The sequence below is a fragment of the Raineyella sp. LH-20 genome, from assembly GCF_033110965.1.
In the GTDB taxonomy this organism is placed as follows: Bacteria; Actinomycetota; Actinomycetes; order Propionibacteriales; family Propionibacteriaceae; genus Raineyella.
On the sequence record NZ_CP137003.1, the window covers coordinates 3,294,448 to 3,320,724 of the forward strand.

The 26,277-nt window shown below is 70.8% G+C and carries 20 protein-coding genes and 2 pseudogenes; 7 read left to right on the top strand and 15 right to left on the bottom strand.

Going from position 1 to position 26,277, the window contains the following annotated elements; all coding sequences use genetic code 11:
• Positions 1-56 precede the first annotated feature (56 nt).
• From rpmB to R0146_RS14630, 5 genes and pseudogenes are all read left to right on the top strand, one after another.
• On the top strand, positions 57-242 hold the full coding sequence (gene rpmB / locus R0146_RS14610) for a 50S ribosomal protein L28 (protein ID WP_317690588.1): 186 nt from the start codon (positions 57-59) through the stop codon (positions 240-242).
• Positions 243-462: 220 nt separating this feature from the next.
• Positions 463-726: a 30S ribosomal protein S15 gene (rpsO, locus tag R0146_RS14615; protein ID WP_317690589.1), complete on the top strand. Its 264-nt coding sequence runs from the start codon at positions 463-465 to the stop codon at positions 724-726.
• A 1,191-nt stretch (positions 727-1,917) separates the two neighbouring features.
• A pseudogene (locus R0146_RS14620) lies at positions 1,918-4,134 on the top strand (polyribonucleotide nucleotidyltransferase); the annotation flags it as partial.
• A 232-nt stretch (positions 4,135-4,366) separates the two neighbouring features.
• Complete coding sequence (locus R0146_RS14625) at positions 4,367-5,758, top strand: M16 family metallopeptidase (RefSeq protein WP_317690590.1); 1,392 nt, start codon at positions 4,367-4,369, stop codon at positions 5,756-5,758.
• Between the two features lie 225 nt (positions 5,759-5,983).
• Entirely contained in the window at positions 5,984-6,358 is a 375-nt protein-coding gene (locus tag R0146_RS14630) for a hypothetical protein (protein ID WP_317690591.1), read from the top strand.
• 97 nt (positions 6,359-6,455) lie between these two features.
• Here the strand turns inward: R0146_RS14630 and R0146_RS14635 are convergent, their stop codons facing one another.
• The 3 genes from R0146_RS14635 to R0146_RS14645 form a co-directional block, all read right to left on the bottom strand.
• On the bottom strand, positions 6,456-7,355 hold the full coding sequence (locus tag R0146_RS14635; RefSeq protein ID WP_317690592.1) for an aminoglycoside phosphotransferase family protein: 900 nt from the start codon (positions 7,353-7,355) through the stop codon (positions 6,456-6,458).
• A 3-nt stretch (positions 7,356-7,358) separates the two neighbouring features.
• Positions 7,359-8,096 carry a 4-hydroxy-tetrahydrodipicolinate reductase gene (gene dapB, locus R0146_RS14640; RefSeq protein WP_317690593.1) on the bottom strand — a complete coding sequence of 246 codons (738 nt, stop codon included), beginning with the start codon at positions 8,094-8,096 and terminating at the stop codon, positions 7,359-7,361.
• Between the two features lie 123 nt (positions 8,097-8,219).
• A complete protein-coding gene (locus R0146_RS14645; protein WP_317690594.1) occupies positions 8,220-8,768 on the bottom strand; it encodes a GNAT family N-acetyltransferase in 549 nt (182 codons plus the stop codon).
• Between the two features lie 34 nt (positions 8,769-8,802).
• On the opposite strand from R0146_RS14645, the gene R0146_RS14650 reads away from it, so the two are divergent.
• Positions 8,803-10,491, top strand: coding sequence for a ribonuclease J (locus tag R0146_RS14650; protein WP_317690595.1), 1,689 nt, complete (start codon positions 8,803-8,805; stop codon positions 10,489-10,491).
• A gap of 34 nt (positions 10,492-10,525) precedes the next feature.
• Here R0146_RS14650 and R0146_RS14655 read toward each other — a convergent pair whose 3' ends face one another.
• The 7 genes and pseudogenes from R0146_RS14655 to rimP all read right to left on the bottom strand — a co-directional run bounded on the left by R0146_RS14655 (position 10,526) and on the right by rimP (position 18,679).
• Complete coding sequence (locus R0146_RS14655; RefSeq protein ID WP_317690596.1) at positions 10,526-11,497, bottom strand: bifunctional riboflavin kinase/FAD synthetase; 972 nt, start codon at positions 11,495-11,497, stop codon at positions 10,526-10,528.
• A gap of 113 nt (positions 11,498-11,610) precedes the next feature.
• Positions 11,611-12,570 (bottom strand): tRNA pseudouridine(55) synthase TruB, encoded by a 960-nt coding sequence (truB, locus tag R0146_RS14660; protein WP_317690597.1) that lies wholly within the window; start codon positions 12,568-12,570, stop codon positions 11,611-11,613.
• Positions 12,571-12,775: 205 nt separating this feature from the next.
• Positions 12,776-13,198: pseudogene (gene rbfA / locus R0146_RS14665) on the bottom strand (30S ribosome-binding factor RbfA); the annotation flags it as partial.
• Between the two features lie 173 nt (positions 13,199-13,371).
• On the bottom strand, positions 13,372-16,338 hold the full coding sequence (infB, locus tag R0146_RS14670) for a translation initiation factor IF-2 (RefSeq protein ID WP_317690598.1): 2,967 nt from the start codon (positions 16,336-16,338) through the stop codon (positions 13,372-13,374).
• 137 nt (positions 16,339-16,475) lie between these two features.
• Positions 16,476-16,784 carry a YlxR family protein gene (locus R0146_RS16200; protein WP_411567158.1) on the bottom strand — a complete coding sequence of 103 codons (309 nt, stop codon included), beginning with the start codon at positions 16,782-16,784 and terminating at the stop codon, positions 16,476-16,478.
• Between the two features lie 408 nt (positions 16,785-17,192).
• On the bottom strand, positions 17,193-18,170 hold the full coding sequence (gene nusA / locus R0146_RS14675; protein ID WP_317690599.1) for a transcription termination factor NusA: 978 nt from the start codon (positions 18,168-18,170) through the stop codon (positions 17,193-17,195).
• A gap of 2 nt (positions 18,171-18,172) precedes the next feature.
• Positions 18,173-18,679, bottom strand: a complete 507-nt coding sequence (gene rimP, locus R0146_RS14680) for a ribosome maturation factor RimP (RefSeq protein WP_317690601.1) — start codon at positions 18,677-18,679, stop codon at positions 18,173-18,175.
• A gap of 153 nt (positions 18,680-18,832) precedes the next feature.
• Between rimP and R0146_RS14685 the strand changes: the two genes are divergently transcribed.
• Positions 18,833-19,723, top strand: coding sequence for a DUF4439 domain-containing protein (locus R0146_RS14685; RefSeq protein ID WP_317690602.1), 891 nt, complete (start codon positions 18,833-18,835; stop codon positions 19,721-19,723).
• A gap of 74 nt (positions 19,724-19,797) precedes the next feature.
• Here R0146_RS14685 and R0146_RS14690 read toward each other — a convergent pair whose 3' ends face one another.
• From R0146_RS14690 to ispG, 5 genes are all read right to left on the bottom strand, one after another.
• Positions 19,798-20,589: a sulfite exporter TauE/SafE family protein gene (locus R0146_RS14690; RefSeq protein WP_411567159.1), complete on the bottom strand. Its 792-nt coding sequence runs from the start codon at positions 20,587-20,589 to the stop codon at positions 19,798-19,800.
• A gap of 2 nt (positions 20,590-20,591) precedes the next feature.
• Positions 20,592-22,337, bottom strand: coding sequence for a proline--tRNA ligase (locus tag R0146_RS14695; RefSeq protein ID WP_317692425.1), 1,746 nt, complete (start codon positions 22,335-22,337; stop codon positions 20,592-20,594).
• 197 nt (positions 22,338-22,534) lie between these two features.
• Positions 22,535-23,710, bottom strand: coding sequence for a CapA family protein (locus R0146_RS14700; RefSeq protein ID WP_317690603.1), 1,176 nt, complete (start codon positions 23,708-23,710; stop codon positions 22,535-22,537).
• 220 nt (positions 23,711-23,930) lie between these two features.
• Complete coding sequence (locus tag R0146_RS14705) at positions 23,931-24,797, bottom strand: GNAT family N-acetyltransferase (RefSeq protein ID WP_317690604.1); 867 nt, start codon at positions 24,795-24,797, stop codon at positions 23,931-23,933.
• Between the two features lie 16 nt (positions 24,798-24,813).
• Positions 24,814-25,977 (bottom strand): flavodoxin-dependent (E)-4-hydroxy-3-methylbut-2-enyl-diphosphate synthase, encoded by a 1,164-nt coding sequence (gene ispG, locus R0146_RS14710; protein WP_317690605.1) that lies wholly within the window; start codon positions 25,975-25,977, stop codon positions 24,814-24,816.
• Between the last annotated feature and the right edge of the window lie 300 nt (positions 25,978-26,277).

Consider the following 26,277-nt stretch of genomic DNA (forward strand, 5'->3'; position numbering starts at 1 on the left):
TGCCGTGATCCGTACGACACGACGGGACTGACACGTTTCCAGAAGGAGAACCACCAATGGCTGCCGTATGTGACGTCTGCGCCAAGGGCCCGGGCTTTGGACACAACGTGCCTTGGTCGAAGAAGAAGACGAATCGTCGTTGGAACCCGAACATCCAGCGCGTCCGCGTGACGATGAACGGGACGACCAAGCGCATGAACGTGTGCACCTCCTGCCTCAAGGCCGGCAAGGTCTCTCGCTGACCCTGCCCTGACGGGATCCGCGACCGGCCCCCGTCATCGGGTCACTCCGCAACGGAGTGCCCCACCCGCTCCGCCCACGGAGCACCGCTCCCCCGGGAGCATTTCGACCCAGTCGGCACCGAGCCGGCGACCTGTCCCCCTGCCGTTCGATCGGCCGCGGAAGCCCAAGAGCTGTGACCACTCAGCGCCGCGCAACGGGAATGACGAAAGGAGTGCAGCCATGGATGCTGCCGAGAAGCAGAAGATCATCGATGAGTACGCGACCCACCCCGGCGACACCGGCTCCCCGGACGTCCAGGTGGCCCTGCTCACCAAGCGCATCGCGCACCTGACCGAGCACCTCAAGGAGCACAAGGGTGACCACCACTCCCGTCGTGGCCTGATGCTCATGGTCGGCCAGCGCCGTCGTCTCCTCAACTACATCGCGAAGAACGACATCGAGCACTACCGTGCGCTGATCGCTCGCCTGGGTCTGCGTCGCTGACGCCACCGACGCACTGATCTCGCCGAGGCGGTCCCCTGCGGGGGGCCGCCTCGTCGGCGTTCCGCGGCGGGCGGCCCATCGGGGCGCGTCACGGCCTGGGGGCGTCGTCATGGCTCGGGGGCGTCGTCATGGCTCGGGGGCGTCGTCATGGCTCGGAGGCGTCGTCATGGCTCGGAGGCGTCGTCATGGCTCGGAGGCGTCGTCATGGCCCGGGTGCCATCGTCCGGGGACATAGTCATCGCCTAGAGGCGTACGTCATCGCCTGAGGACACCCGGGGCACCGAACCGACGACACAGCCTGCGGATCCGCACCCCGGGTGCTCCCGGCGCACTACACCGGGAAGCCACGACCCGGCCGCCACGTCGAGGCACTGTTCCTGGGAGCACAACCGGGGGCATGAGGAACCGCCGCCCGGGCACCGAGGTCAGCGGAGCACTGCAGGAAGAATGTCGATGGCCATCCAAGCGATGAGGGGCCACAGCCGGGGGCGGAGGAGCGTGGCACGGACCTCGGGGGCACTGAAGCCACCCGTACGCCGACGATTCTCAGCATCCCCGATGTTCGCCACGTTCCCCGACCGCATTTGCCCGTATTGGATCGGTGAAGATGGCGAGCGTCGGCCTTCGTGAGAATCGTCGGTCGACCTGAGGAAGGTCGGGGACCCGCAGGTCAACACGCGCCCCGACCGTGGCCACGAGTCACCGCCGCCGCGACAGACCACCTCCACCCCCGCCCGACCGAGGCGCGTCGAGCCGACGACCCCGGCACAGTGCCGCAGACCCACCTCCCCCGCCCGACCGAGGCGCGTCAAGCCGACGACCCCCGGCACAGTGCCGCAGACCCACCTCCCCGCCCGACAGAACCACCTCGAGCCGACCATCCCCGGCACAGTGCCGCAGACCCACCTCCGCGCCCGACGGAGCGCCATCAAGCCGCAGAGTCGCCGCTTGTCCACCGAGTCCGGTACAGTGTGATCGGCTTGTGATCTCCACAGCCCCATGTCCACGCCGTACGCAGGGCCCGGTCGCTTCGGGAGTCCTCGGTCCTCGGTAGTGGTCTTCGGGAAGCGCCTGCCGTCGCCGGACCATCCGGTGGTCAGGCAGCGGCGTACGCCCGCGGACCTCGATCGAAGACCGGTCTCCAGCCACGGACCGGCCGTGTGCCCTGCGGCGCACACGAAAGGAGTCCCCATGGAGGGACCCACCGTCCATTTCGCCGAAGCCATCATCGACAACGGCTCCTACGGCAAGCATGTCGTCCGCTTCGAGGCGGGCGCCCTCGCCCAGCAGGCCGACGGCTCCGCTGCCGTCTACCTCGACGGCGACACCATGCTGCTGTCGGCCACCAGCGCCGCGAAGCACCCGCGGGAGGGCTTCGACTTCTTCCCGCTGACCGTCGACGTCGAGGAGCGGATGTACGCCGCGGGCAAGATCCCCGGCTCGTTCTTCCGTCGTGAGGGTCGCCCCGGCACGTCCGCCATCCTGACCGCCCGGCTGATCGACCGCCCGCTGCGCCCGTCCTTCGTCAAGGGCCTGCGCAACGAGGTCCAGGTGATCATCACCGTCCTGGCGCTCAACCCCAACGTCCGCTACGACGTCGTGGCGATCAACGCCGCCTCGATGTCCACCCAGATCGCCGGCCTGCCGTTCTCCGGCCCGATCGGTGGCGTTCGCGTCGCCCTGATCGGCGACCAGTGGGTCTGCTTCCCGACCGTGGAGCAGGACGCCGAGTCCACCTTCGAGATGGTCGTCGCCGGCCGGGTGCTGCCCGACGGTGACGTCGCCGTGATGATGGTCGAGGCCGGTGGCGGTGAGCACATGGTCGACCTGATCAAGGCCGGCAAGAAGGCCCCGACCGAGCAGGTCGTGGCCGAGGGCCTGGAGGCCGCCAAGCCGTTCATCAAGGTCCTCTGCGATGCGCAGGCCCGGCTGGCCGCCGAGATGCCGAAGGAGCAGCGGGAGTTCCCGGTCTTCGCCGACTACCGCGACGAGGTGTACGCGGCCGTCGAGGCGCTCGTCGCCGACGAGATGCGCGAGGTGATGGCGATCCCGGCCAAGCTGGAGCGCCAGGACCGCGAGGACGCGCTCAAGGCGAAGGCCATCGCCACCGTCGGCGAGACCTTCCCCGAGGCCGAGGCCGAGATCAAGGCCGCGTTCAAGTCGGTGCAGAAGAAGATCGTCCGGCACCGTACGCTCACCGAGGGTGTCCGGATCGACGGCCGCGGCGTGCGCGACATCCGCGCCCTGTCGGCCGATGTCGAGATCATCCCCCGGGTGCACGGTTCGGCGCTCTTCCAGCGCGGCGAGACCCAGATCCTGGGCGTCACCACGCTGAACATGCTCGAGATGGAGCAGAAGATCGACACGCTGGCGCCGGAGAACACCAAGCGCTACATGCACCACTACAACTTCCCGCCGTACTCCACCGGTGAGACCGGCCGGGTCGGCTCCCCGAAGCGGCGCGAGATCGGCCACGGTGCACTCGCCGAGCGTGCCCTGGTGCCGGTCATCCCGAGCAAGGAGGAGTTCCCGTACGCCATCCGTCAGGTCTCCGAGGCGCTGGGCTCCAACGGCTCCACCTCGATGGGCTCGGTCTGCGCCTCCACCCTCTCGCTGCTGAACGCCGGCGTGCCGCTGCGCGCCTCGGTGGCCGGCATCGCCATGGGCCTGATGAGCGAGGAGATCGAGGGCGAGACGAAGTACATCGCGCTGACCGACATCCTCGGCGCCGAGGACGCCCTGGGCGACATGGACTTCAAGGTCGCCGGCACCCGTGACTTCGTCACCGCGCTGCAGCTCGACACCAAGCTCAACGGCATCCCGTCGGAGGAGCTCGCCAAGGCGCTGCTGCAGGCCCGTGAGGCCCGGATGGTGCTGCTCGACGTGATGGGCGAGGCCATCGGCGAGCCGGACGAGATGAGCCCGTACGCTCCGCGGATCATCACCATGCACGTGCCGGTCGACAAGATCGGTGAGGTCATCGGCCCGAAGGGCAAGGTGATCAACCAGATGCAGGAGGACTCCGGCGCCAACATCTCGATCGAGGACGACGGCACCATCTACATCGGTGCGACCACCGGCGAGGCCGCCGACGCCGCCCGTTCGATGATCAACGCGATCGCCAACCCGACGATGCCGGAGGTCGGCGAGCGCTACCTCGGCACCGTGGTCAAGGTCGTCAACTTCGGCGCCTTCGTGTCCCTGCTCCCCGGCAAGGACGGCCTGCTGCACGTCACCAAGCTGCGTGAGCTCAACGGCGGCAAGCGGGTCGAGAACGTCGAGGACGTCGTCAAGGTCGGTCAGAAGATCCAGGTCGAGGTCACCGAGGTCGACGACCGCGGCAAGCTGTCCCTCGCCCCGGTGGTCGAGGCCAAGCCGGAGGCCGCCGAGGCCGACCCGGCCGACGACGACGTGGTCGAGGGCACCGACGAGGGCGACGGTGCGGCCGAGCAGCCGAAGTCCGACCGCGCCCCGCGGCGCCGTCGGCGCACCCACCGCAAGCCGGCCGAGTCCGGCGAGTCCGAGGACACCGGTTCCGAGGACTGATCCAGGCCTGTGGTCCGAGCGTCGCCCCTCCGTCTCCGTACGTGAGGGGCGGCGCCCGTTCCGGAGCCTTTTCCCCTGCCCGTCCCTGACGTGGGTGGGCGGCCATCCGCTTCCCGGCCGCTCGTATCATCGAAGGAAGGCCCCCTGGTGGGGCCCGCTCCCCTGCCCCGCTCCCCTGTCCCGGAGGTTCACCATCACCCGTCCCCTGCTGTCGGCCGACGACCTGGCCGGCGATCTGCGCCGTACGACCCTGCCGGGCGGCCTGCGCGTCGTCTCCGAACGCTTGTCTCACACCGCCGCGTTCAACCTCGGCTTCTTCGTCGGTGTCGGGTCGCGGCGCGAATCGCTGGCCCTGCACGGTGCCTCGCACATGCTCGAGCACGTGCTGTTCAAGGGCACCCCGCGGCTGAGTGCCGAGGAGATCTCCGCCTCCATCGAGGGCGTCGGCGGCGACCTCAACGCGTACACCTCCAAGGAGCACACCTGCTTCTACGCCCGGCTGCTCGCCGAGGACGCCGACCGAGCCGTCAGCGTGATGTCGGACATGCTCGCGCATTCGCTGATCGAGCCCGAGCACTTCTCCTCGGAACGTACGGTCGTCCTGGAAGAGATCGCGATGGGCAACGACGATCCCGGCGACGTCGCCCACGACCTGTCGGCCCGCCGGCTGTACGGGCCCAGCGGCCTGGCCAAGCCGGTGATCGGGTCGGTCGAGAGCATCCGGGCGATGGACCGCGACGCCGTGGTGGAGTATTGGCTGGCCCAGTACCGCGCCGACGACATCGTGGTGAGCGCCTCCGGGGCGGTCGACCACGACCGGCTGCTGGAACAGCTCGCCCCACTCGACCAGGCATTGGCGCGTCGGCAGGCGCCGAAGACGGCGACCGAGGCGGAGGCGGCCGCGGTCGCCGAGCCGGGGATCGTCGTGCAGACGCGTGACTTCGAACAGCTCGAGGCGGTGATGTCCTGGCCGGGGCTCGCCCTGCTCGATCCGCGTCGGGCCGCGCTGGACGTGCTGGTCACGGTGCTGGGCGGCGGGATGTCGGCGCGGCTGTTCGTCGAGGTGCGCGAGAAGCGCGGACTCACCTACAGCATCGACGCCAGCGAACTCGCCTACACCGACGCCGGGCAGGTCAGCATCGAGTGGGCCTGCGCTCCTGAACGGCTCCAGCAGATCGTCGACGTCGTCCGCTCCGTCCTCGACGACGTGCTGACCCACGGCATCACCGGCACCGAACTCGCCCAGGCGAAGGGACAGATCCGCGGCCAGACGCTCCTCGGCCTGGAGTCCCCCTCGGCGCATATGTCCCGCAACGGACGTACGGTGCTCCAGGACGACCCACGCACGGTCGGGGAGATCCTTGCCGCCGTCGAGGCGGTCACCCTCGAGGACGTGCATGCCTTGGCCCGGGATACCTTCAGCTCGGAGCCGACCCTGGCTGTGGTCGGGCCGTGGGATGAGGATCGTACGATCTCGGTGGGCTGAGCCGCTCCGGGGTCCGTCGGGTGCCGTGAGTTGGGGTGCGAGTGCAACTCCCGGTTGTCGACACAATCCGGTGACGCGCAGCATCAAAGTGACTCCGTTGCATTATTGCATGGACAACCGGCGACTGCCTGGGGCACGAGAGCGACCGCGGCAGCCATTTCGTCCACTCGTAACGTCGCCAAGTAGTTTTTTTGAGACTTTTCCAGCGTGAGAGTCGGGGCCATCGTGAGCGAATTTCTGTGGGTTATCGGCGGCCTTGCCGTGGTCGTGATCGTTGATCGACTTGCGCTCCGCGCCGAGGCCCGAGGCTGGATCTACTGGCGGCGAGCACGTGGTCGTGCGATCGCCAACGCCGCAATGGGTGGACTGACGGAGGCCCTCCAACCAAGCCAGATTCACTACGTACAAGAAATGAAGCAGGATCGGAAGACGTCCGCCGCTCGCGGACAGGGACCAGAAATCGAGGACGCGCCGTCGCAGGTCCCCGGGGCGGCCATCGAAACGCCGCAGGTGATGATGGACGCCAGCATGGTCACGACGGGCGCTTGGGCGGACGGTCCTCGCGTAGCCATCCATCGCGATCATGGCGCGGACGCGTGATGAGTGAGCTGCCAAAGCGCACAGCGCAGCCTCTACAGCGAGACTCCCGCACGCCGCTGCCGACCCTACAGCCGACCTAGGGCTGCCCGGGGGCTGTCTAGGTCAGATTCGCCCGCGCATCCTCCACCATGCCGGAGAAATTACGCCGACTGACGGGGTCGGCGATCAGGGCGGTCAGGATCACCACCGCCCAGCCGGCGGCGCGGTCCCAGATCGCCGGGTCGTACGTGCCGGTGGCGTCGGCGACCTCCCGGAAACGGGCGAAGCCCTCGGCGTCGAAGCTGAGCCGTCCGGTGGCGAGGTCGACGGCCGGATCGCCGGCGGACACGTCGCCGAAGTCGATCAGCCCGACCAGCCACCCGTCCCGCTGGATGATGTTGCGGGCGTGGGTGTCGCCATGGATCCACAGCGGTGGCCCGGGCCACTCCGGTGCTCCGAGCGCCCGATCCCAGTGCTCCCGCAGTGCTGCGGTGTCGGCGGCACCCAGATAGCGCAGAACGGCGGGCCAGCGATCGGCCACCGGCGCAGCCCGGGATGCCAGCGGCACGCTGCGATACGGATTGTGCGGGGCCTGGCGTGGCGCCGGACGGTGCAGGGCCGCTAGGGCATAGCCCAGCGGAGCGGCGATCGGGCGCCGGTCCGGCAGCGGGACAGTGGACAGGTCGGTGCCCTTGATCCACGGCACGATGGTCCAGCGCCGGGGGAAGACCAGACTGGGCTCGCCGCAGAACACCGGGATCGGGACCGCGAGGCCGAGCTTCTGCAGCGGTGCCGCGGCGGTCTCGACCCAGGCGATCTCGTGCTCGACGAGCCGGGCGGCGAGGTGACTCAACGGGAGGCGTACGACGTGACTGTCGCCCACGGCGAACATCACGTTGTCCCAGCCGTGCCCCACCAGGGTCACCGGCGCGCCGGCCAGGTGGGACAGGTCGTCGGGAAGCTGGGAGGCCAACAGGCGGCGCACCAGCCTCGCGTCGATCAGCGGGGAGTCCGGCACAGGTCAGATCCCCAGCAGTCCTTCGATGCCCTCGGTCAGCCCGGGCCGGGAGCCGACGGCGCGGACCGCCGCCAGCACGCCGGTCATGTACGAGGTGCGGGCCATCGAGTCCTCGCGGATCGTGAGCGTCTCCCCCGGGTTGCCGAGCAACACCTCCTGGTGGGCGAACAGGCCCCGCTGGCGGACGCTGTGCACGTGGACCCCATCGACGACCGCGCCGCGCGCCCCGTCCAGCTGGGTGGCGGTCGCGTCCGGCGACGGCCCGACCCCGGCGGCGGCCCGGGCCGCGGCGATCCGGCGGGCGGTGGTCACCGCGGTGCCCGACGGCGCGTCGACCTTGTCCGGGTGGTGCAGCTCGATCACCTCGACGCTCTCGTAGAACTTCGACGCCTCAGCGGCGAACTTCATCATCAGCAGCGCGCCGATGGAGAAGTTGGACGCGATGATGGCGTTCGTCCCCGGGCGGGCGGCCAGCCAGCCGCGGACGGTGTCGAGCCGCTCCGGGGTGAACCCGGTGGTGCCGACCACACAATGCACCCCGTGCGCGATGGCCCACTCGAGGTTGCCCATCACCACGTCGGGCACGGTGAAGTCGACCACCACGTCGGCGTCCGCCACCGCGGCCCGGTCGTCACCGTGGTCCACCGTGGCGCCCAGGACGAGGTCGGGTGCCGCCTCGACCGCCGCCACCACCTCACGGCCCATCCGGCCGTTCGCTCCGAACACCGCCACTGTCGTCATCGTTGCTCCTCGTCAGGTTCTGTCGGTCGTCGTTCGTTCACATTGTGAGGTGAGCGTCGTCACCTGTCGCCCGGTCTCCGCGGACGCGATCCGGCGGTCGGGTCGTCCGGCGCTGGGCCGGCGTCAGTCGGTGATCCGCACCCGGAGTCGTACCTGCTTGATGGTGAACGATTCGTCGTCGGCGGTGAACCGCTGGGTGGCCCCGTCCGGACGCCAGCCGGCCGACTCGAGGAACGCCCGCAGCGGGTCGTTGGTGGTCCGCACCCACCAGGAGGCCGTACGGAACCCGTCGGAGCGCAGCGTGTCGATCAGCGCGTTCATCAACCGGGAGCCGTGGCCGTTGCCGCGGGCCGGCGGATCGACGGCGAACTCGGCCACCAGCCCGTCGCCGGGCTCGGCGTCCTCGTCGTCGCTCGGCGCGGTCGCCGCGAAGCCGACCACCCGCTCGCCCTCGAGCGCCACCAGCACCCGGCAGCGTGCCTCAGGCGGAGCGACGATCGCTCCGTGCCAGGACTCGACCATCGACTGCAGATCGCTGTCGACGAGCAGCGCGTCACGCTCGGCGGGGCTCCACTCCTGCACCCAGGCCCGGCGCTGGATCGGCGCGATCGCCGCAGCCTCCGCGGGCCAGGCGGTACGTACGTGCAGCAGCGAGGCGGTGTCGTCGGTCACCCCTCCAGGCTAGTCGGTGGGCTAGGCTGTGCTGGTGTCACCATCCGGTTTGAAGACCCCGCCCGCCCTCGCCCCCGGCACCCTCCGTGTCATCCCGTTGGGCGGTCTGGGCGACATCGGGCGGAACATGACGAGCTTCGAGATCGACGGACAGTTGCTGCTCGTCGACTGCGGGGTGCTCTTCCCGGAGGACGACCACCCTGGCGTCGACCTGCTGCTGCCGGCCTTCGAGATCATCCAGGACCGCCTCGACGACGTCGTCGGCCTGGTGCTCACCCACGGCCACGAGGACCACATCGGCGCCGTCCCCTACCTGCTGCGCCAGCGCCCCGACCTGCCGCTCTACGGCAGCAAGCTCACCCTGGCCCTGGTCGAGGCGAAGCTGAAGGAGCACCGACTGGCCCGCGAGGCCGTGCTCAAGGTGGTCGGCGACGACACCCGGGTGCAGGTCGGCAACTTCGACCTCGAGTTCATGGCGGTCAACCACTCGATCCCCGACGGTCTCGCCGTGGCGATCCGGACCGCGGGCGGCACCGTGCTGCACACCGGCGACTTCAAGATGGACCAGCTGCCCCTCGACGGGCGGATCACCGACCTGCGCCGCTTCGCGAAGCTCGGCGAGGAGGGCGTCGACCTGTTCATGGTCGACTCGACCAACGCCGAGACCCCGGGCTTCACCCCGCTGGAGAAGGACATCGCCCCGGCGATGGAGCGGGTCGTGGCCACCTCGGAGCAGATGATCATCGTCACCTGCTTCTCCTCCCACGTGCACCGCGTCCAGCAGGTCCTCGACGTCGCCCACCTGTACGAACGCAAGGTCGTCTTCGTCGGCCGCTCGATGGTGCGCAACATGACCGTCGCGGCCGATCTGGGCTACCTGACGGTGCCGAAGGACACCCTGGTCGACCTCAAGGACATCGACCGGGTGCCCCGCGAGGACCTGATCATCGTGTCGACCGGGTCGCAGGGCGAGCCGCTGTCGGCGCTGGCCCGGATCGCCAACCAGGAGCACCCGGTCATCCACCTGGACCGCGGCGACACCGTGCTGCTGGCCTCCTCGCTGATCCCCGGCAACGAGAACGCCGTGTTCCGGGTGATCAACGGGCTCGCCAAGCTCGGCGCCACCGTGGTGCACAAGGGCAACGCGATGGTGCACGTTTCCGGTCACGCGAGCTCCGGTGAACTGCTCTACTGCTACAACATCGTCCGCCCGGCCAATGCGATGCCGGTGCATGGCGAGCCCCGTCACCTGATCGCCAACGCCGATCTGGCGGTGGCCACCGGGGTGCCCCGCGACCGTGCCCTGGTCTGCCAGGACGGCTCCGTGGTGGACCTGCGCAACCACCGCGCCCGGATCGTCGGCCAGATCGACGCACCGTACATCTTCGTCGACGGCACGACGGTGGGTGACATCTCCGAGAGCCAGCTGACCGACCGCAAGATCCTCGGCGAGGAAGGCTTCATCTCCGTCATCGCGGTCGTCAACACCCGCTCCAACCGGCTGATCTCGGGCCCGGACATCCACGCCCGCGGATTCGCCGAGGACGACGCGATCTTCGACGAAGTGCGCTCGGAGGTCGCCGACGCGCTGCGGTCCGCACTGGAACAGGACGTCGACGACGTGCACCGACTCCAGCAGTCGGTGCGCCGGGTGGTCGGGCGCTGGGTGAACAAGACCTACCGTCGCCGCCCGATGATCCTCCCGGTGATCATCGAGGCCTGACCCGTCCGTCGGGCCCCGTGGGGGCCCGACGCGGTCAGGACCGTACGCCGAGGACCGTACGGATCCGGTCGACGTCGTCGTTCATCTGCGCGATCAACGCCTCGATGCCGTCGAACTTGACCTGGCCGCGGATCCGCGAGACGAACTCGACCCGGATCCGCACCCCGTAGAGCTCGAGATCGGTGCGGTCGAGGACGTACGACTCGACCCGCAGCTGGCGGCCGTCGAAGGTGGGGTTGCGGCCCACCGAGATCGCCGCCGGCAGGGCCGGCCGGTCGGGGCGGTCGATCCGGCTGAGCCAGCCGGCGTACACCCCGTCCGCCGGGGCCGCCCGCAGGTCCGACACGTCGAGGTTGGCGGTTGGGAAACCCAGCTCGCGCCCGCGCTGGTCGCCGCGCACCACCGTGCCGGCGAAACTGAACGGCCGTCCCAGCATGGCCTCGGCAGCCTCCAGATCACCCTCGGCGAGCGCCTCCCGGATCCGGGTGGACGAGGTCCGCTCGGCACCGTCGGTGGAGTGCACCGGGCTGGCCAGCGGGCTCGCGTGCAGCGGGTCCGTCGGCGCGGCATCGGCGTGCAGCGGGCTGGTGACCAAGTCGATCGCCGTCACCTCGAACCGGCCCCGGCCGAGTTCCCGCAAGGTGTCGACGTTGCCGGCGGCACGGTGGCCGAACCGGAAGTTCTGCCCGACGACCACCCGGGCCGGGGAGAGCGGCAGCAGCACCGAGGAGACGAAGTCCTCCGGGCTCTGCTGGGAGAACGCCTTGGTGAACGCGACGACCTCGACCCGGTCGGCGCCGGCCGCACGGAGCAGCTCGACCCGCTCGTCGAGATCGCACAGCAGCTTCGGCTCGTGTCCGGGCCGCACGACGCTGAGCGGGTGCGGCCAGAAGGTCATTGCGATGACGGGAAGCCCGGGCTCCAGTCCTCTGGCGTGTGCGAGGACCGCTCGATGGCCCAGGTGGACACCGTCGAAGTTGCCGATGACGACTACGCTCTGGCTCACATTCCTCCTCGTCCACCAGCGGTCGGGATTCACCTGCCTGATCGTAGCCGCACCGCCGCTGACGACACGATCGGTGGCCGCGCCCGGAAGGCCGGCCGGAGATGGCCTCGCCATCAGTGCGGAGCGAACACCGCCTCGGGACGCGCGTCCGGGCCGACCTGACGATACAACGCCAGGAACGTCCCGTCGGGCCCGTAGAGCGCGGTGAGGCACGCCGGCAGGCTGAGACCGCGCAGAGCGCGTCCGTACCCCACCTCGTCGGCAGCCGCCTCGTCGAGGTCCAGTGACGGGAAGCAGGACCGCACCGCCTCGTCCATCGCCAGCACCGCCAGGGGGGATGCGTCGGCATCCTGAGCCGCGGCATCCTGAGCCGCGGCGTCCCGAGCCGCACGATCCCGCTCGGGCAGGCTCTGCGCCATGTCGAGGTCGAAACCGCCGACCCGGGTGCGGCGCAGCGCGGTGAGGTGTCCCCCGGTGCCGAGCGCCTCGCCCAGGTCGCGGGCGAGGGCCCGGACGTACGTTCCGGTGGAGCACTCCACGGTGACGTCGAGGTCGACCACTGCCACGCCGTCGATCTGCCCGTCGCGGCGGGCCAGCAGGTCGAATCGCGACACGGTCACCGGGCGGGCGGCCAGTTCGACCTGTTCCCCGGCCCGGACCCGGGCGTAGGACCGCTGGCCGTCGACCTTGATCGCCGAGACCGCCGAGGGACGTTGGGCGATGTCGCCGGTGAGGGCGGCCATCGCCGTACGGATCGCGGTGTCGGTCGCCCCGACCGCCCCGGCGGAGGCGACGACCTCACCGTCCGCGTCGTCGGTGACGGTCGTCTGCCCGAGCCGGATCGTGGCGTCGTACGCCTTGTCGTGCAGCGCCAGGTGACCGAGCAGCCGGGTGGCCCGGCCGACCCCGAGGATGAGCACACCGGTGGCCATCGGATCGAGCGTGCCGGCGTGGCCGACCTTGCGGGTGCCGAGGAGCCGACGGACCCTGGCCACCACGTCGTGAGAGGTCAGGCCCGCCGGCTTATCGATGACGAGGAGCCCTGAGGGGCCCTGGTCGGTCGCAGCCGCCACGGACTCAGTCGCGTTCGACGAGGTCAGACGGATCGACTGCGCCGGGGGCGTCGGCCTGGTCGTCCAGGTGCGCCGGATCGTCGTCGGCCTGGGCGAGGCCACCGACGGCGGCCTCGACGGCGGACGTGTCTGGTGCTCCGGCCGTGTCTGCGTCATCCGCGTCCGGGTCCACGTCCTCGTCGGTGTTCTCGTCCTCGGTGTCCTCGTCCTGTTCGTCCTTGCGACGGTACGGGTCCGCCTCGCCGGCGTACGACGCGGTCTCCCGCTGTTCGGCGATCGCGGCGTCACCGGCCTGGGCGCGGGCCAACAGGTCCTCGATGCTCGCCACGGACTCCGGCAGGGCGTCCAGCACGAAGGCGATCGACGGGGCATAGCGCAGCCCGAGCCGCTTGCCGACGGTCGACCGGATCAGACCGGTGGCCGACCGCAGTGCCGCGGCGCTGCCCGCCCGGGCCGCCTCGTCGCCGTAGACGGTGTAGAAGACGGTCGCCTCACGGGTGTCGCCGGTGAGACGTACGTCGGTGATGGTGACGAAGCCGAGTCGCGGGTCCTTGATCCGCTTCTCGAGCATCTGGGCGACGATCGATTTGATCTGGTCGGCCAGCTTCAGCACGCGCGGGTTCGGCATGCCGTGTCCTTTCGTTTCGATCGGAGCCGCTCCCCCGGGACCCGGAGATCCCGGACTGACCCCGGCAGGGCCGTGGGCTGCCCGCGCCGTGGGGCCATAGGGAGACCCTATGACCCCACAGGCGGACATCGAGAGGAGCGGCCAGGACTGTCCTGGTCCTCAGCAGACCGAGATCAGTCGCGCGGCTTCTCCCGCATCTCGTACGTCTCGATGATGTCGTCCACGCGGATGTCGGAGTACCCGGAGAGGGTCAGACCACACTCGAAGCCCTCGCGGACCTCGGTCGCATCGTCCTTCTCCCGACGCAGGGTGTTGATCTCCGTGTCCGCCACCACGACGCCGTCCCGCAGCACCCGCGCCTTGGCGTGGCGCCGCATGATGCCGTCCTGGACCATGACACCGGCGATGACACCGACCTTGGAGGACTTGAAGATCTGACGGATCTCCGCCTGACCGAGCACGACCTCCTCGAAGATCGGCTTGAGCATGCCCTTGAGCGCGGCCTCCACCTCGTCGATCGCCTGGTAGATGATCGAGTAGTAGCGGATGTCGACGTTCTCCTGGTCGGCGAGCTGAGTCGCCTTCCCCTGGGCACGCACGTTGTAGCCGATGATGACCGCGCCGGAGGCCGACGCCAGGCTGACGTTGGTCTCGGTGATGGCACCCACACCGCGGTCGATGATCCGCACCGAGATGTCCTCGCCGACGTCGATCTTTAGCAGCGCGTCCTCCAGTGCTTCGACCGAACCGGCCGAGTCGCCCTTGAGGATGAGGGCCAGCTCCTGCGTCTCGCCCTTCTCCATCTGCTCGAAGATCTGGTCCAGCGTCTTGCGCCGGGCACCCATCGCCTGCTGCGCCGCACGCTTGCGCGCCTCGCGCTGTTCGGCGATCTGGCGGGCCATCCGGTCGTCCTCGACGCACAGGAAGGTGTCCCCCGCGCCGGGTACCGAGGTCAGACCCAGCACCTGCACCGGCATCGACGGCAGCGCCTCCTCGACCGAGTCGCCGTTGCTGTCGATCATGGCGCGGACACGGCCGTGGGCCGCCCCACACACCACCGAGTCGCCGACGTGCAGCGTGCCGCGCTGGATCAGCACCGAGATGACCGGGCCGCGGCCCTTGTCGAGGTGCGCCTCGATGGAGACACCCTGCGCCGGCATGTCCGGGTTGGCCCGCAGGTCCAGGGAGGCGTCCGCCGTCAGCACGATCGCCTCGAGCAGGTCGTCCAGACCGGCGCCGGTCACCGCGGACACGTCGACGAACATGGTGTCGCCGCCGTACTCCTCGGGAACCAGACCGTACTCGGCCATCTGGCCGCGGACCTTCTGCGGATCCGCCGCCGGCTTGTCGATCTTGTTCACCGCGACCACGACAGGCACATCGGCGGCCAGCGCGTGGTTCAGCGCCTCGATCGTCTGCGGCATCACGCCGTCATCGGCGGCCACGACCAGCACCGCGATGTCGGTCGACTTGGCACCACGGGCACGCATGGCGGTGAACGCCTCGTGACCAGGGGTGTCGATGAAGGTGATCCGACGCTCGGTCTCGTCGACCTCGGTGGCCACCTGGTAGGCACCGATGCTCTGGGTGATGCCACCGGCCTCCTTGGCCACCACGTTCGAGTGGCGGTAGGCGTCCAGCAGCTTCGTCTTGCCATGGTCGACGTGACCCATGACGGTGACGACCGGCGGGCGGGCCTCGAGGTCCTCCTCACCGCCCTCGTCCTCACCGAACTCGATGTCGAAGGACTCCAGCAGTTCGCGGTCCTCGTCCTCAGGCGAGACGACCTGGATGGTGTAGTCCAACTCGGCACCGAGCAGCTGCAGCGTGTCATCGGCCACCGACTGGGTCGCGGTCACCATCTCGCCCAGCGAGAACAGCACCTGCACCAGGGCCGCCGGATCCACACCGATCTTCTCGGCGAGGTCGGACAACGACGCGCCACGACGCAGCCGTACGGTCGCGCCCTCACCCTTGCGGATGCGCACGCCACCGATCGTCGGTGCTTCCATCTCGTCGAACTCTTGACGACGCTGCTTCTTCGACTTGCGTCCACGACGCGACGGGCCACCCGGACGCCCGAAGGCACCCTGCGTGCCGCCACGACCGCGGCCACCGCCACGACCCTGCGGGCCACCGGTGCTCGGGCCCGTGCTGGGACCGCCGCCGAAACCGCCGCCGGGACGACCGGGACCGCCGGCACGACCACGACCCGGGCCGCCGGTGCGACCACCACGACCCTGCTGGCCGGCCGGAGCCAGCTGCGAGGAGTGGTGCTTGGGCATCATCGCCGGGTTGGGACGCGGCATGCCCGCCGGAGACGGACCACCGGGACGGGCGCCCGCCGGACGCGGACCACCGGGGTGCTGACCGGGACCCGGACGGCCACCGGCCTCCGGACGGCCACCCTCGGGGCGCGGACGCCGCTGCTGGGTGCCCATGCCCTGGGCCGAGGCGAACGGGTTGTTGCCCGGACGCGGACCACGGCGCGGACCGGGGGTCGGGGCGCCACCGGGCCCGGGCTTCGGGGCCCCGGGACGGGGACCCGGACGGGCGCCGGGCTTCGGCGCACCGGGACCACCCGGACGGGCGGAGGTGCTGCCCGGACGCGGAGCGGCACCGGGACGCGGGCCGGGCGCGGCGGGACGCGGAGAGGACGCGGGACCTGCGGCAGGACGCGGGGCACTCGGACGGGGCGCCGGACGCCCGGCGGACTCGCCACCGGCGTGCGGGCGCGGGCCCGGGCGGGCGCCGCCCTGCGGGTGGGCTACGGGGGCCTCGGGGCGAGCAGGGCGCTGCGCCGGGGGCTCGTGGGGCACCGGACGCTCCGTGTGCTCCGGTGCGGCAGCATGGGCTGCCGGGCGGGGGGCCGCAGGACGCGGCGCGGTCGACCCGGACGCCGCAGGACGCGGCGCAGCCGGGCCCGGCGCCGCAGGACGCGGCGCGGGCCGGGGGGTCGGCTTGGGTGCGGGGGCCGCAGACGAACCGCCCATCTTCTCCTTCAGTCGTCGGACCACGGGCGCCTCGATGGTCGACGACGCCGACCGAACGAACTCACCCATGTCGTTCAGGGTCTTCAGGACTTCCTTGCTCTCGACTCCGAGCTCCTTGGCGAGCTCGTAGACACGGACCTTTGCCACTACTCTCCTCTGCGGTCCGGTCAGTCGAGCCGGACCAGCTAGTTGACGTGCTTGCTCATTGATGAGTACTCATCGAGTGGTCATGAGCGTTTGCCCACTTTCTGGTTCCGCCCGGCCGGGCGGCCGGGTGTCGTCACTCACTCAGATCCGGGTGGCGCGTGTCGACCCTCGGATGCGAGGGTGGCCAGTAGGCCGGCCACCTGTTCGCCATCGACGTGGGTGATACGCAGGGCTCGACCCACGGCGCGGCGCCGCATCGCCAGGTCACAACAGTGGGGGTCGGGGTGCACCCAGGCGCCTCGACCCGGAGCAGTCCCGTCGGGGTCGAGGGCAACACAGGAAGCCGTACGATCCCAGACGAGGCGCACCAGTCCGGACTTGGCGGACCGCCCACGACATCCGACACACGTACGTTCGGGCACATGTGACGACGGAGGACGGACCACCGTCAGAGTTTAGCGGACAATCTCCGCACGGACGAATCCCCGGCCCGGATCGTGCGATCATCGGCCCGCGCACCCCACCACACGTGCGATCCTCCCGCCCCCGCGCCCCGCCCCCGCGCCCCACCACACAAAGGGACGTGACCCCGGCAACGGGGGTGATGCCCGGCGCGACAGGTCTGCCGACGCCACTGAAAGACGTTTCCCAGCGGTTTCACAGCCTGGCCCCAGCGGTCGCCCAGTCCCGGTTGACAGGCTTCGAAGCGTTGAAGGGCGCCCACGGTTACCCCCCCGAACCGTGGGCGCCCTTCACGCGTGTCCGGAGCCGATTGCCGCGCCCCCTGGACAGCGACATCGGCCCCGCCCCCCCGGGCGGGCCGAAGGGACGGGGCCGGGACACACCGTCGGCCGTCAGTGGCCGGCGGCCTCGTTGTCCGGATGGATGTCGATCCGCCAGCCGGTGAGCCGGGCGGCCAGTCGGGCGTTCTGGCCCTCACGGCCGATCGCCAGCGACAGCTGGTAGTCGGGCACGACCACCCGCGCGGCCCGGGCCGCCGGATCGACCACGGTGACCGAGGCGACCTTGGCCGGCGACAGGGCGTTGCCGACGAAGACGGCCGGGTCGTCCGACCAGTCGATGATGTCGATCTTCTCCTCGTTCAGCTCGTGCATCACCGCACGCACCCGCTGGCCCATCGGACCGATGCAGGCGCCCTTGGCGGAGACGTCCGGCCGGTGGGAGCGGACGGCGATCTTCGTACGGTGCCCCGCCTCACGGGCCAGCGCCTTGATCTCGACGACACCCTGTTCGATCTCCGGGACCTCCCGCTCGAACAGCTTCTGCACCAGCTGCGGGTGGGTCCGCGACACCACGACCTGCGGGCCGTGGGCTTCCTTGCGCACCGCGACGACGTACACCCGCAGCCGGGTGCCGTGCCGGTAGTCCTCCCCCGAGACCTGCTCGGCCGGCGGCATGATCGCCTCGATGTCACCGAGGTCGACCCGGACCACCCGGTTGTCGCGGTCCTGCTGGACGGTGCCCATCACGACGTCGCCCTCGATGGCGGAGAACGTGCCGTACTTCTTCTCGTCCTCGGCGTCGCGGATCCGCTGGAAGATCACCTGGCGGGCGGTCGCGGCGGCGATCCGGCCGAACCCGGCGGGCGTGTCGTCGTACTCACCGACGACGGTGCCCTCCTCGTCCTTCTCGGGGGCGATGACGGCCACCTTGCCGGACTTGCGGTCGAGGAGGACGCGGGCACCGGGCACCGGGTTGTCCGTCTTGTGGTAGGCGGTGAGCAGCGCCTCCTCCAGGGCGGAGACCAGCACCTCCAGCGGGATCTCCTTGTCGTGCTCGATCGCCCGCAGCGCAGCCATGTCGATGTCCATGATCAGTCCTCCTCCTTGTCCTGGCGCTTCATCTCGACCTGGACACGTGCCTTGGTGATGTCGGCGTACGCACAGCGCCGCTCGACCGCGGTCCCCTTGCCGGGACGCGGGTCCTCCGGCTCGATCAGCAGGTCGACGCCCTCGGCGTCGCTCGCCACGATCCGGGCCTGGAAGGTCTCCCCCTCGGTGGTGGTGATCCGCACCAGCCGGCCGGCATTGCGTCGCCAGTGCCGCGGCAGGGTGAGCGGGCGATTCACACCGCGCGAGGACACCTCCAGGGTGTACGCACCGGCCCCGGTCGCGTCGGCCTCGTCAAGCGCGTCGGACAGGTCCCGGGACGCCTCGGCGATGTCGTCGATCAACGGGCCGTGGCCCTCGGGGCCGTCACCGTCCACGGTCACCCGCAGCAGCACACGCTTGCCCGCCGGGATGATGTCCAGTGCGTCGAGCTCGAGCTCGTGGCGGGCGAGCACCGGCTCGATGACCGCGATGAGTTGCCGTTCGTCCATGGGTGCTCCTGATCCGATTGTGGAATGCGGTTGTCGGCCGTGCCGTCCGGGGCGGTCCTGCCGTGACCGGCCTCGGGCGCTGCAGGGGTCGTCGGCACCCTGCACCCGCACGATCCGTGCAGGCAAGCATACCCGTGCGCTACCGTTCGGCCTGTGCTGACGCGTCGAGGAATGCTGGTCACCGCCGTAGGCAGCGTGCTGGCCGGTGCCACCGGATGCTCCCGGCGGAACCCGACCATCATCGGTCGTCCGAGTGCCGCGCCGTCGGTGACCTCCGCCGCCGCAGCGGTCGATCCCGGCCCGTACGCCGCACTCGCGGCCGGTCTGGCCGCCGCGGTCCGCGGTGGCGCCGCGGGCACCGACCGGCTGGGCGACTACCGGGATCGGGCCGCGAGCGCGTTCGATGCCCACGCCTCGCTCCTCGCGGCCACCAGCAGGCCCGGCACCGCGCCCGGCGGTGGCCTGGCCGACGCGGCCGGCGCCGCGGCCGGCCGCTTCCTCGCCGCGCCCGCCCGTGGGGTGCTCGCAGCCCGGCTGGCGTCCGCCGGAGCGTACGCCGCCGCGGTCGGCTCCCTGGCCGGCGCCACCGCCCCGCGGACCCCGACCGACGCCCCCTCGTCCGACACGATCGCCTCCCTGGGGGACGCCGAGGCGATGTCAGCCCTGGTGGCGCAACTGCACGCTGCGATCTTCGCGGCCCAGGCCGCCGTCGCCCAACTGTCCGGCGAGGACGCAGCGTGGGCCAGAACTCTGCTGTCCCACCACCTCGCCGCCCGGGACGGACTCGCCGCCGAACTGGGCCGGCGCTCCGTCCGGGTGCCGGTCGCCGCGGTGGCGTACGCCATCGACCGGCCTACCGACACGGCCTCGGCGGTCGCCCTGCTGGCGCGGGTCGAGGCGGCGGTGCTGCCGGACGCCTGCCGACTGGTCCGTGCCGCCACCGACGAGACGGTGCGCACGCTCGGCGCCACGACCCTCGAGGACGCGGCGGTCGCGGTGGCCCGCTCCGGCGGCGCACTGCCGGTCTGGCCCGGCTGGGCCTGAGCCGTACGCATCGTCCTCGAGCCGGCCCGCGCGGGGCGCGGAGGCCACCGGCGCAGCGGCGGGTCAGCGGAACTTCAGCGGAACTGCATCACCAGGTCGTACGACAGGCGGACCACCAGCGCGGCGACCACCACCAACAGCACCTTGCGGATGAAGGCGTTGCCGTGCCGCAGCGCCATCCGGGCGCCGGTCACGCCGCCGGTGACGTTGGCGGCGGCCATCATCAATCCCAGCGTCCAGTGGATGTGCGGCGCGAGCGTGACGATGGCGGCCAGATTGGTGGCGACGTTGGCCAGCTTGGCCCGGGCGCTGGCCGCCAGGAAGCCATGTCCGAGCACCCCGACGATCAGGATCATGAAGAAGGTGCCGGTGCCCGGCCCGAGGAAGCCGTCGTACAGGCCGACGCCGAGGCCGATCGCCGCGGAGCGGACCGCCAGGCCCGCGCCGGTGTGGCGTACGTGCGACTCCAGCCCGAACTGCGGGCGCCGCCACAGGTAGCCGCCGACCACCACCAGGGCGACCAGCACGAACGGGGTGAACCACTGCTTCGGCAGCAGCGTCACCAGCCGTGCGCCGACCGCCGACCCGAGCGCCGCTCCGACCATCAGCGGCGCCGTGTCACGCCAGTCGACCCGGATCGTCCGCAGATACGTCGCCGTGGCCGTGCTGGTCCCGGCGAACGAGGAGATCTTGTTGGTGCCCGAGATGGTCGCCACCGGGGTGTCGGCGGGCAGCCCGAGCAGCAGGGCGGGCAGCTGGATCAGCCCGCCGCCACCGACGATCGCGTCCACCCAGCCCGCGACGAAGGCCACGCCGACAAGTCCGGCGACGATCCACGGGGAGATCCCGGCGAGGCCCTCGAGCACGGTCAGCCGCGGACCGCCGCGACGACCCGATCCACCACCTCCGCGACCGGCACCTCCTCCGAGGTTCCGGTGGCGCGGTCGCGCAGCTCCACCAGGCCGGACGCCAGGCCCCGGCCGACCACGACGGTGGTCGGCATGCCGAGCAGCTCGGCGTCGGCGAACTTCACTCCGGGGGAGGCCTTGCGGTCGTCGAGCAGCACCGCGATCCCGGCGGCGTCCAGCGCGCCGGCGAGCTCGGCGGCGTACGCGGCGATCTCGGCACCCTTGCCGGTGGCCACCACCTGCACGTCGTACGGGGCGAGGGCGCGGGGCCAGCACAGGCCCTTGTCGTCGCAGGTGTGCTCGGCCACCGCGGCGACGGCCCGGGAGACGCCGACACCGTACGAGCCCATGGTCACCGTGACCTGCTTGCCGTTCTGGTCGAGCACCTTCAGCCCGAGCGCGTCGGCGTACTTGCGGCCGAGCTGGAAGATGTGGCCCATCTCGATGCCGCGGGCCAGCTGCAGCGGCCCGGAGCCGTCCGGCGAGGCATCGCCCTCGCGGATCTCGGCGACGTCGATGACGCCGTCGGAGGTGAAGTCGCGCCCGCAGACCAGGTCGAAGACGTGGCGCTGATCGGCGTCGGCGCCGGTGATCCAGCGGGTGCCCTCGACGACCCGGGGGTCGGTCAGGTACTTCACGCCGGAGGCGTTCTTCTCCCCCAGCACGCCGGGGCCGATGTAGCCCTTGACCAGACTCGGGTAGGCCGCGAAGTCCTCCTCGCCGAACGGCACCGCGACGGCCGGCTCGACCTGCGCCTCGAGGCGCTTCTCGTCGACCTCGCGGTCACCGGGCAGGCCGATCGCCAGCGGCTCCTTGGTGCCGTCGGGGTACTCCAGCATGAACACGACGTTCTTCAGGGTGTCGCCGCCGTGCCACGGCCGGTCGGCGCGCCGCTGCAGGTCGTTGGCGACCTGCACCAGGGCGTCGATGGTGGTCGAGGCCGGGGTGTCCTCGACGTGCGCGGCCGGCACGTCGTCGTACGGCAGCGGGGCCGGGCTGCCGATCCGGACCGCCTCGACGTTCGCCGCGTAGCCGCCGGGCGAGCGGACGAAGGTGTCCTCACCGTTCTCGGCGACCGCGAGGAACTCCTCGGAGGCCGAGCCGCCCATCGCCCCGGACATCGCCTGGACGATGGCGTAGTCCAGCCCGAGCCGGTCGAAGATCCGGATGTAGGCGGCGCGGTGCTTGTCGTACGCCGCCTGCAGGCCGGCGTCGTCGATGTCGAAGGAGTACGAGTCCTTCATCACGAACTCGCGGCCGCGCAGCAGACCGGCGCGCGGCCGGGCCTCGTCGCGGTACTTGGTCTGGATCTGGTAGAGGGTCAGCGGCAGGTCCTTGTACGAGGAGTAGAGGTCCTTCACCAGCAGGGTGAACATCTCCTCGTGGGTCGGGCCGAGGAGCATGTCGTTGCCCTTGCGGTCCTGGAGCCGGAAGAGGTTCGGGCCGTACTCGACCCACCGGTCGGTCAGCTCGTACGGCTCCCGCGGCAGCAGCGCCGGGAAGTGCACCTCCTGGGCGCCGATGGCGTCCATCTCCTCGCGGACGATGTCCTCGACCTTGTGCAGCACCCGCAGCCCGAGCGGCAGCCAGGTGTAGATGCCCGGCGCGGCGCGACGGATGTACCCGGCACGCACCAGCCAGCGGTGGCTGGGCACCTCGGCGTCCGCCGGGTCCTCGCGGAGGGTGCGGACGAACAGCGCGGACATCTTCGTGATCACAAAGGGCTCCCAGGGTCGACGGACAGGCAGACTCTACCGCGCGCCGTCCCCGGGCCGACCACGGTGACCGGCGTCGCCGCGGGTGCCGGACGAGGTCAGCCGACCGTGATGCCCTCGGCACTCCGGGGGTCCAGGCGGGATCAGCCGACCGTGATGCCCTCGGCACTCCGGGGGTCCAGGCGGGATCAGCCGACCCTGATGCCCTCGGCGCCCCGGGACCGCACCGCGGCCATCGTGCGGTCCCGGGCCCGCTCCAGGGTCATCCGGTCCACCCCGGTCGGCACCGGCACACTGCCGTCCAACGCGGCGGTGACGTGCACCAGGCGGATCGGCCGTCCGCCGGCGTACGGGGTGACGTACGTCGGGATGGCGGTCGGGTCAGTGGCCTCGAACCTCCCCGACGAGGTCTCGGTGAAGGTGAACCGCGCGGTGATGCCCTCGAAGGTGGTCGGCTGGCTCGTCGACTGCTGGGCGATCTGGTTGCCGAGCCCGTAGACCACCCAGGTGCCGTCGACCTTCTCCCACGGCTGGACGGTGTGCGCGTGGTGGCCGTACACCAGGTCGAACTCACCGGAGTCCGCCAGCGCCTTGGCCTCGCCGAGCTGGCCCGGCGTGGGGGCGGTGACGTACTCGGTGCCGTCGTGCAGCGCCGCCAGCACGATGTCCGCCCCGGCGGCCCGGGCGGCCCGCGCCTTCACGATCATCGCTGCCGGGTCGATCAGGTCGACCGCCCACCGCTGGCCGCTGGGCAGCTGGAAACCGTTCAGGCCGTACGCCGCCTCGACGACCGCGATGCGGACCCCGGACGCCGTCGTACGGATCGCCGGAGTGCGCGACTCCTCCTCGGTGGCGTACGCCCCGGTGGTGGTGATCCCCGCCTCACGGAAGGTGCTGACCGTACGGGCGATCCCGGCGGTGCCGGCGTCCAGCGAGTGGTTGCTGCCGATCGTGCACAGGTCGTAGCCCGCCGCGGCGGCACCGGCTGCCACCTGGGGCGGCACGGCGAAGGTCGGGTAGTTGAGGTAGGGCCCGCCCGCCGGAGCCACCGGGACCTCCTCGTTGCAGACCGCGAGGTCGGCGCCGCTGATCACCGGCGCCATCGAGCCGAACATCGTGCCGAAGTCGTAGTCGTCGGCACCGGTCCGGCCGGCGGCCCGGGCGTCCGCCTGCGCCGAGGTCCAGGTGGTGTTGTGCCACAGCAGGTCACCGGCGAGCACGACGGTGACCGTACGCGGCGCAGCCGTCGGCGAGGCGGGGACGTCCGGGGTCGGCGCCGGGGCGGACCCCGGAGCGGGACGGGGCGCGGTGCAGCCCGTCAGCAGTGATCCGACCAGCACGATCCCGGTGACGATGGCGCGCACGGGTCGACGATGACTGCGCATGATGTCCCTTTCCCCACGTCTTCCCCACGTCCCCCACGGGACGTCGGCGGGGCCCATCGTCGCACTCCCATCGACGGTACGACGACGCATCGGCGCCCGCGGACAGCACCGCGGCACGCCCTGCGAGAAGGTGTCGGACGGCCCGCGCCGAGCCCGCGACCGGCGTCAGTACAGGACCGGCGTCAGCACCGGACCGGCGTCAGTACAGAACGGTGGCGAACTCCCCCACCTGCCGCATTCCGGCCCGTCGATAGGTCGCCAGCGCCGGCGTGTTGAAGTCGTTCACGTAGAGCGTCACCAGCGGCCAGCGCTGCCGGGCGTGGCGGATCACCGCCGCCATCGCCGGAGCGGCGATGCCCTGGCCACGCCGGTCCGGCGCGACCCAGACGCCCTGCACCTGGCAGACGCTGGAGGTGGCCGAGCCGATGTCGGCCTTGAAGAGGATCCGGCCGTCCTCGACGATGGCGTACGACCGGCCCTGCTGGATCAGCGAGCGGATGTAGATCCGGTAGGAGACGTCCGAGCCGCCGACCGACGGCTCCTGGCCGACCTCCTCGGTGTACATCGCCACCGCCGCGTCCGCGTACGGCTGCCACAGGTCCAGGGAGACCTGCTGCACCCGGGGATCGACGGCGATGGGCGGGTCGTCGTCGCTCAGCATCACCGGCTGGCGGGCCCGGACGTCGCGGGCGTCGGCCCAGGTGGACCCCCACCGTCGCGACAGTTGCTCGTAGAGGGCGAGGGCCGCCGGGGCCGGTCCGATGATCGACGACGCGGTCCGCTGGTAGCCGGCGAACGCTGCGAAGGCCGCGCACGCCCGGGCGTCGGCGTGCACCGGCACCATGTTGGATCCGGCGTGCAGCATGGCCCGCAGCTGCCCGCCCTCCTCGAATCCCCAGACCGGGCAGCCGAGGGTCACCCGATCCAGTCCGCCGGTCCGGATCCGGGAGCCCACGTACACGTTGTCCACCGGATCGCGGCGCAGCAGGCCGAGTGCGGCCGGCAGGTCGTCCGCACCCAGCGTCCGTACGCCGAAGGTGGTGGAGGGTCGTACCGGTGCCGACATGATGCCCGCCGTCCGATCAGCCGACGCTGACGACCGGGGATCCCACCGGCTGGTCGGCATCGGATGCCGACTCGGCGGTCTCGGCGAGCCGGTTGGCCTCCTCGATCAGGGTCTCCACGATCTGGTCCTCGGGGACCGTCTTGACGACCTGGCCGCGGACGAAGATCTGGCCCTTGCCGTTGCCGGAGGCGACGCCCAGGTCGGCCTCGCGGGCCTCACCGGGGCCGTTCACGACGCAGCCCATCACGGCGACGCGCAGCGGGACGGTCATCCCCTCCAGGCCCTTGGTGACCTCGTCGGCGAGGGTGTAGACGTCCACCTGGGCACGACCGCAGGACGGGCAGGAGACGATCTCGAGGTGGCGCGGCCGCATGCCGAGCGACTCGAGGATCTTCACCCCGACCTTGACCTCCTCGACCGGCGGCGCGGACAGCGACACCCGGATGGTGTCGCCGATGCCCTGGGCGAGGAGTGCGCCGAAGGCGACAGAGGACTTGATCGTGCCCTGGAACGCCGGGCCGGCCTCGGTGACGCCGAGGTGCAGCGGGTAGTCACAGGCCTCGGCGAGCAGCTGGTAGGCGCGGATCATCACCACCGGGTCGTGGTGCTTCACCGAGATCGCGAAGTCACGGAAGCCGACCTCCTCGAACAGTCGGGCCTCCTGCATCGCCGAGGCGACGAGGGCCTCCGGTGTGGCCGAGCCGTACTGCTCCATGATCCGCTTGTCCAGGGAGCCGGCGTTGACGCCGATCCGCAACGGCACCTGGGCATCGGTCGCGGCCTTGGCGATCTCGGCGATCTTGTTGTCGAACTGCTTGATGTTGCCTGGGTTGACCCGCACGGCGGCGCAGCCGGCCTCGATCGCCTGGAACACGTACCGTGGCTGGAAGTGGATGTCGGCGACGACCGGGATCTTCGACTTCTTGGCGATGATCGGCAACGCGTCGGCGTCGTCCTGGCTGGGGACCGCGACACGTACGATGTCGCATCCGGCCGCGGTCAGCTCGGCGATCTGCTGGAGGGTCCCGTTGATGTCGGTGGTCTTCGTGGTGGTCATGGACTGCACCGAGACGGGGGCGTCGCCACCGACCTCGACCGTGCCGACCCGGAGCTTGCGCGTGACATGGCGCGGAGCGAGCTGGATCGGGGCGGGAGCGGGCATTCCGAGACTTGTTGCCATGCGACAAGAGTAGGCCAACCTCACCAGTGTGACGCTCGGCAGAGATGAGCCGAACCCGACACCACCACGAAGACACGGACGCAGCCGAAGACACGGACGCAGCCGCGGGACGCCGACCGCCGCGGTCGGGGACGCAGACGGAACCACCGGGGACGCAGTCGGAACCGCCGACCGGGACGCGGAGAGGAACGGCAGGTGGTTGCCTTCAAAGTTTCCATAGGGCTGCCCTATGGAAACTTTGAAGGCAACCACTTCCACGCCCGGGACGACAACCGGGGTGAGGCGGGTGAACGACGACGC

Coding starts and splice junctions, on each gene's coding strand:
- rpmB (WP_317690588.1), top strand. CDS start 57: ATGGCTGCCGTATGTGACGTCTGCGCCAAGGGCCCGGGCTTTGGACAC.
- rpsO (WP_317690589.1), top strand. CDS start 463: ATGGATGCTGCCGAGAAGCAGAAGATCATCGATGAGTACGCGACCCAC.
- dapB (WP_317690593.1), bottom strand. CDS start 8,096: ATGACGACAGTGGCGGTGTTCGGAGCGAACGGCCGGATGGGCCGTGAG.
- nusA (WP_317690599.1), bottom strand. CDS start 18,170: ATGGACATCGACATGGCTGCGCTGCGGGCGATCGAGCACGACAAGGAG.
- rimP (WP_317690601.1), bottom strand. CDS start 18,679: ATGGACGAACGGCAACTCATCGCGGTCATCGAGCCGGTGCTCGCCCGC.
- R0146_RS14695 (WP_317692425.1), bottom strand. CDS start 22,337: ATGTCCGCGCTGTTCGTCCGCACCCTCCGCGAGGACCCGGCGGACGCC.
- R0146_RS14705 (WP_317690604.1), bottom strand. CDS start 24,797: ATGTCGGCACCGGTACGACCCTCCACCACCTTCGGCGTACGGACGCTG.
- ispG (WP_317690605.1), bottom strand. CDS start 25,977: ATGGCAACAAGTCTCGGAATGCCCGCTCCCGCCCCGATCCAGCTCGCT.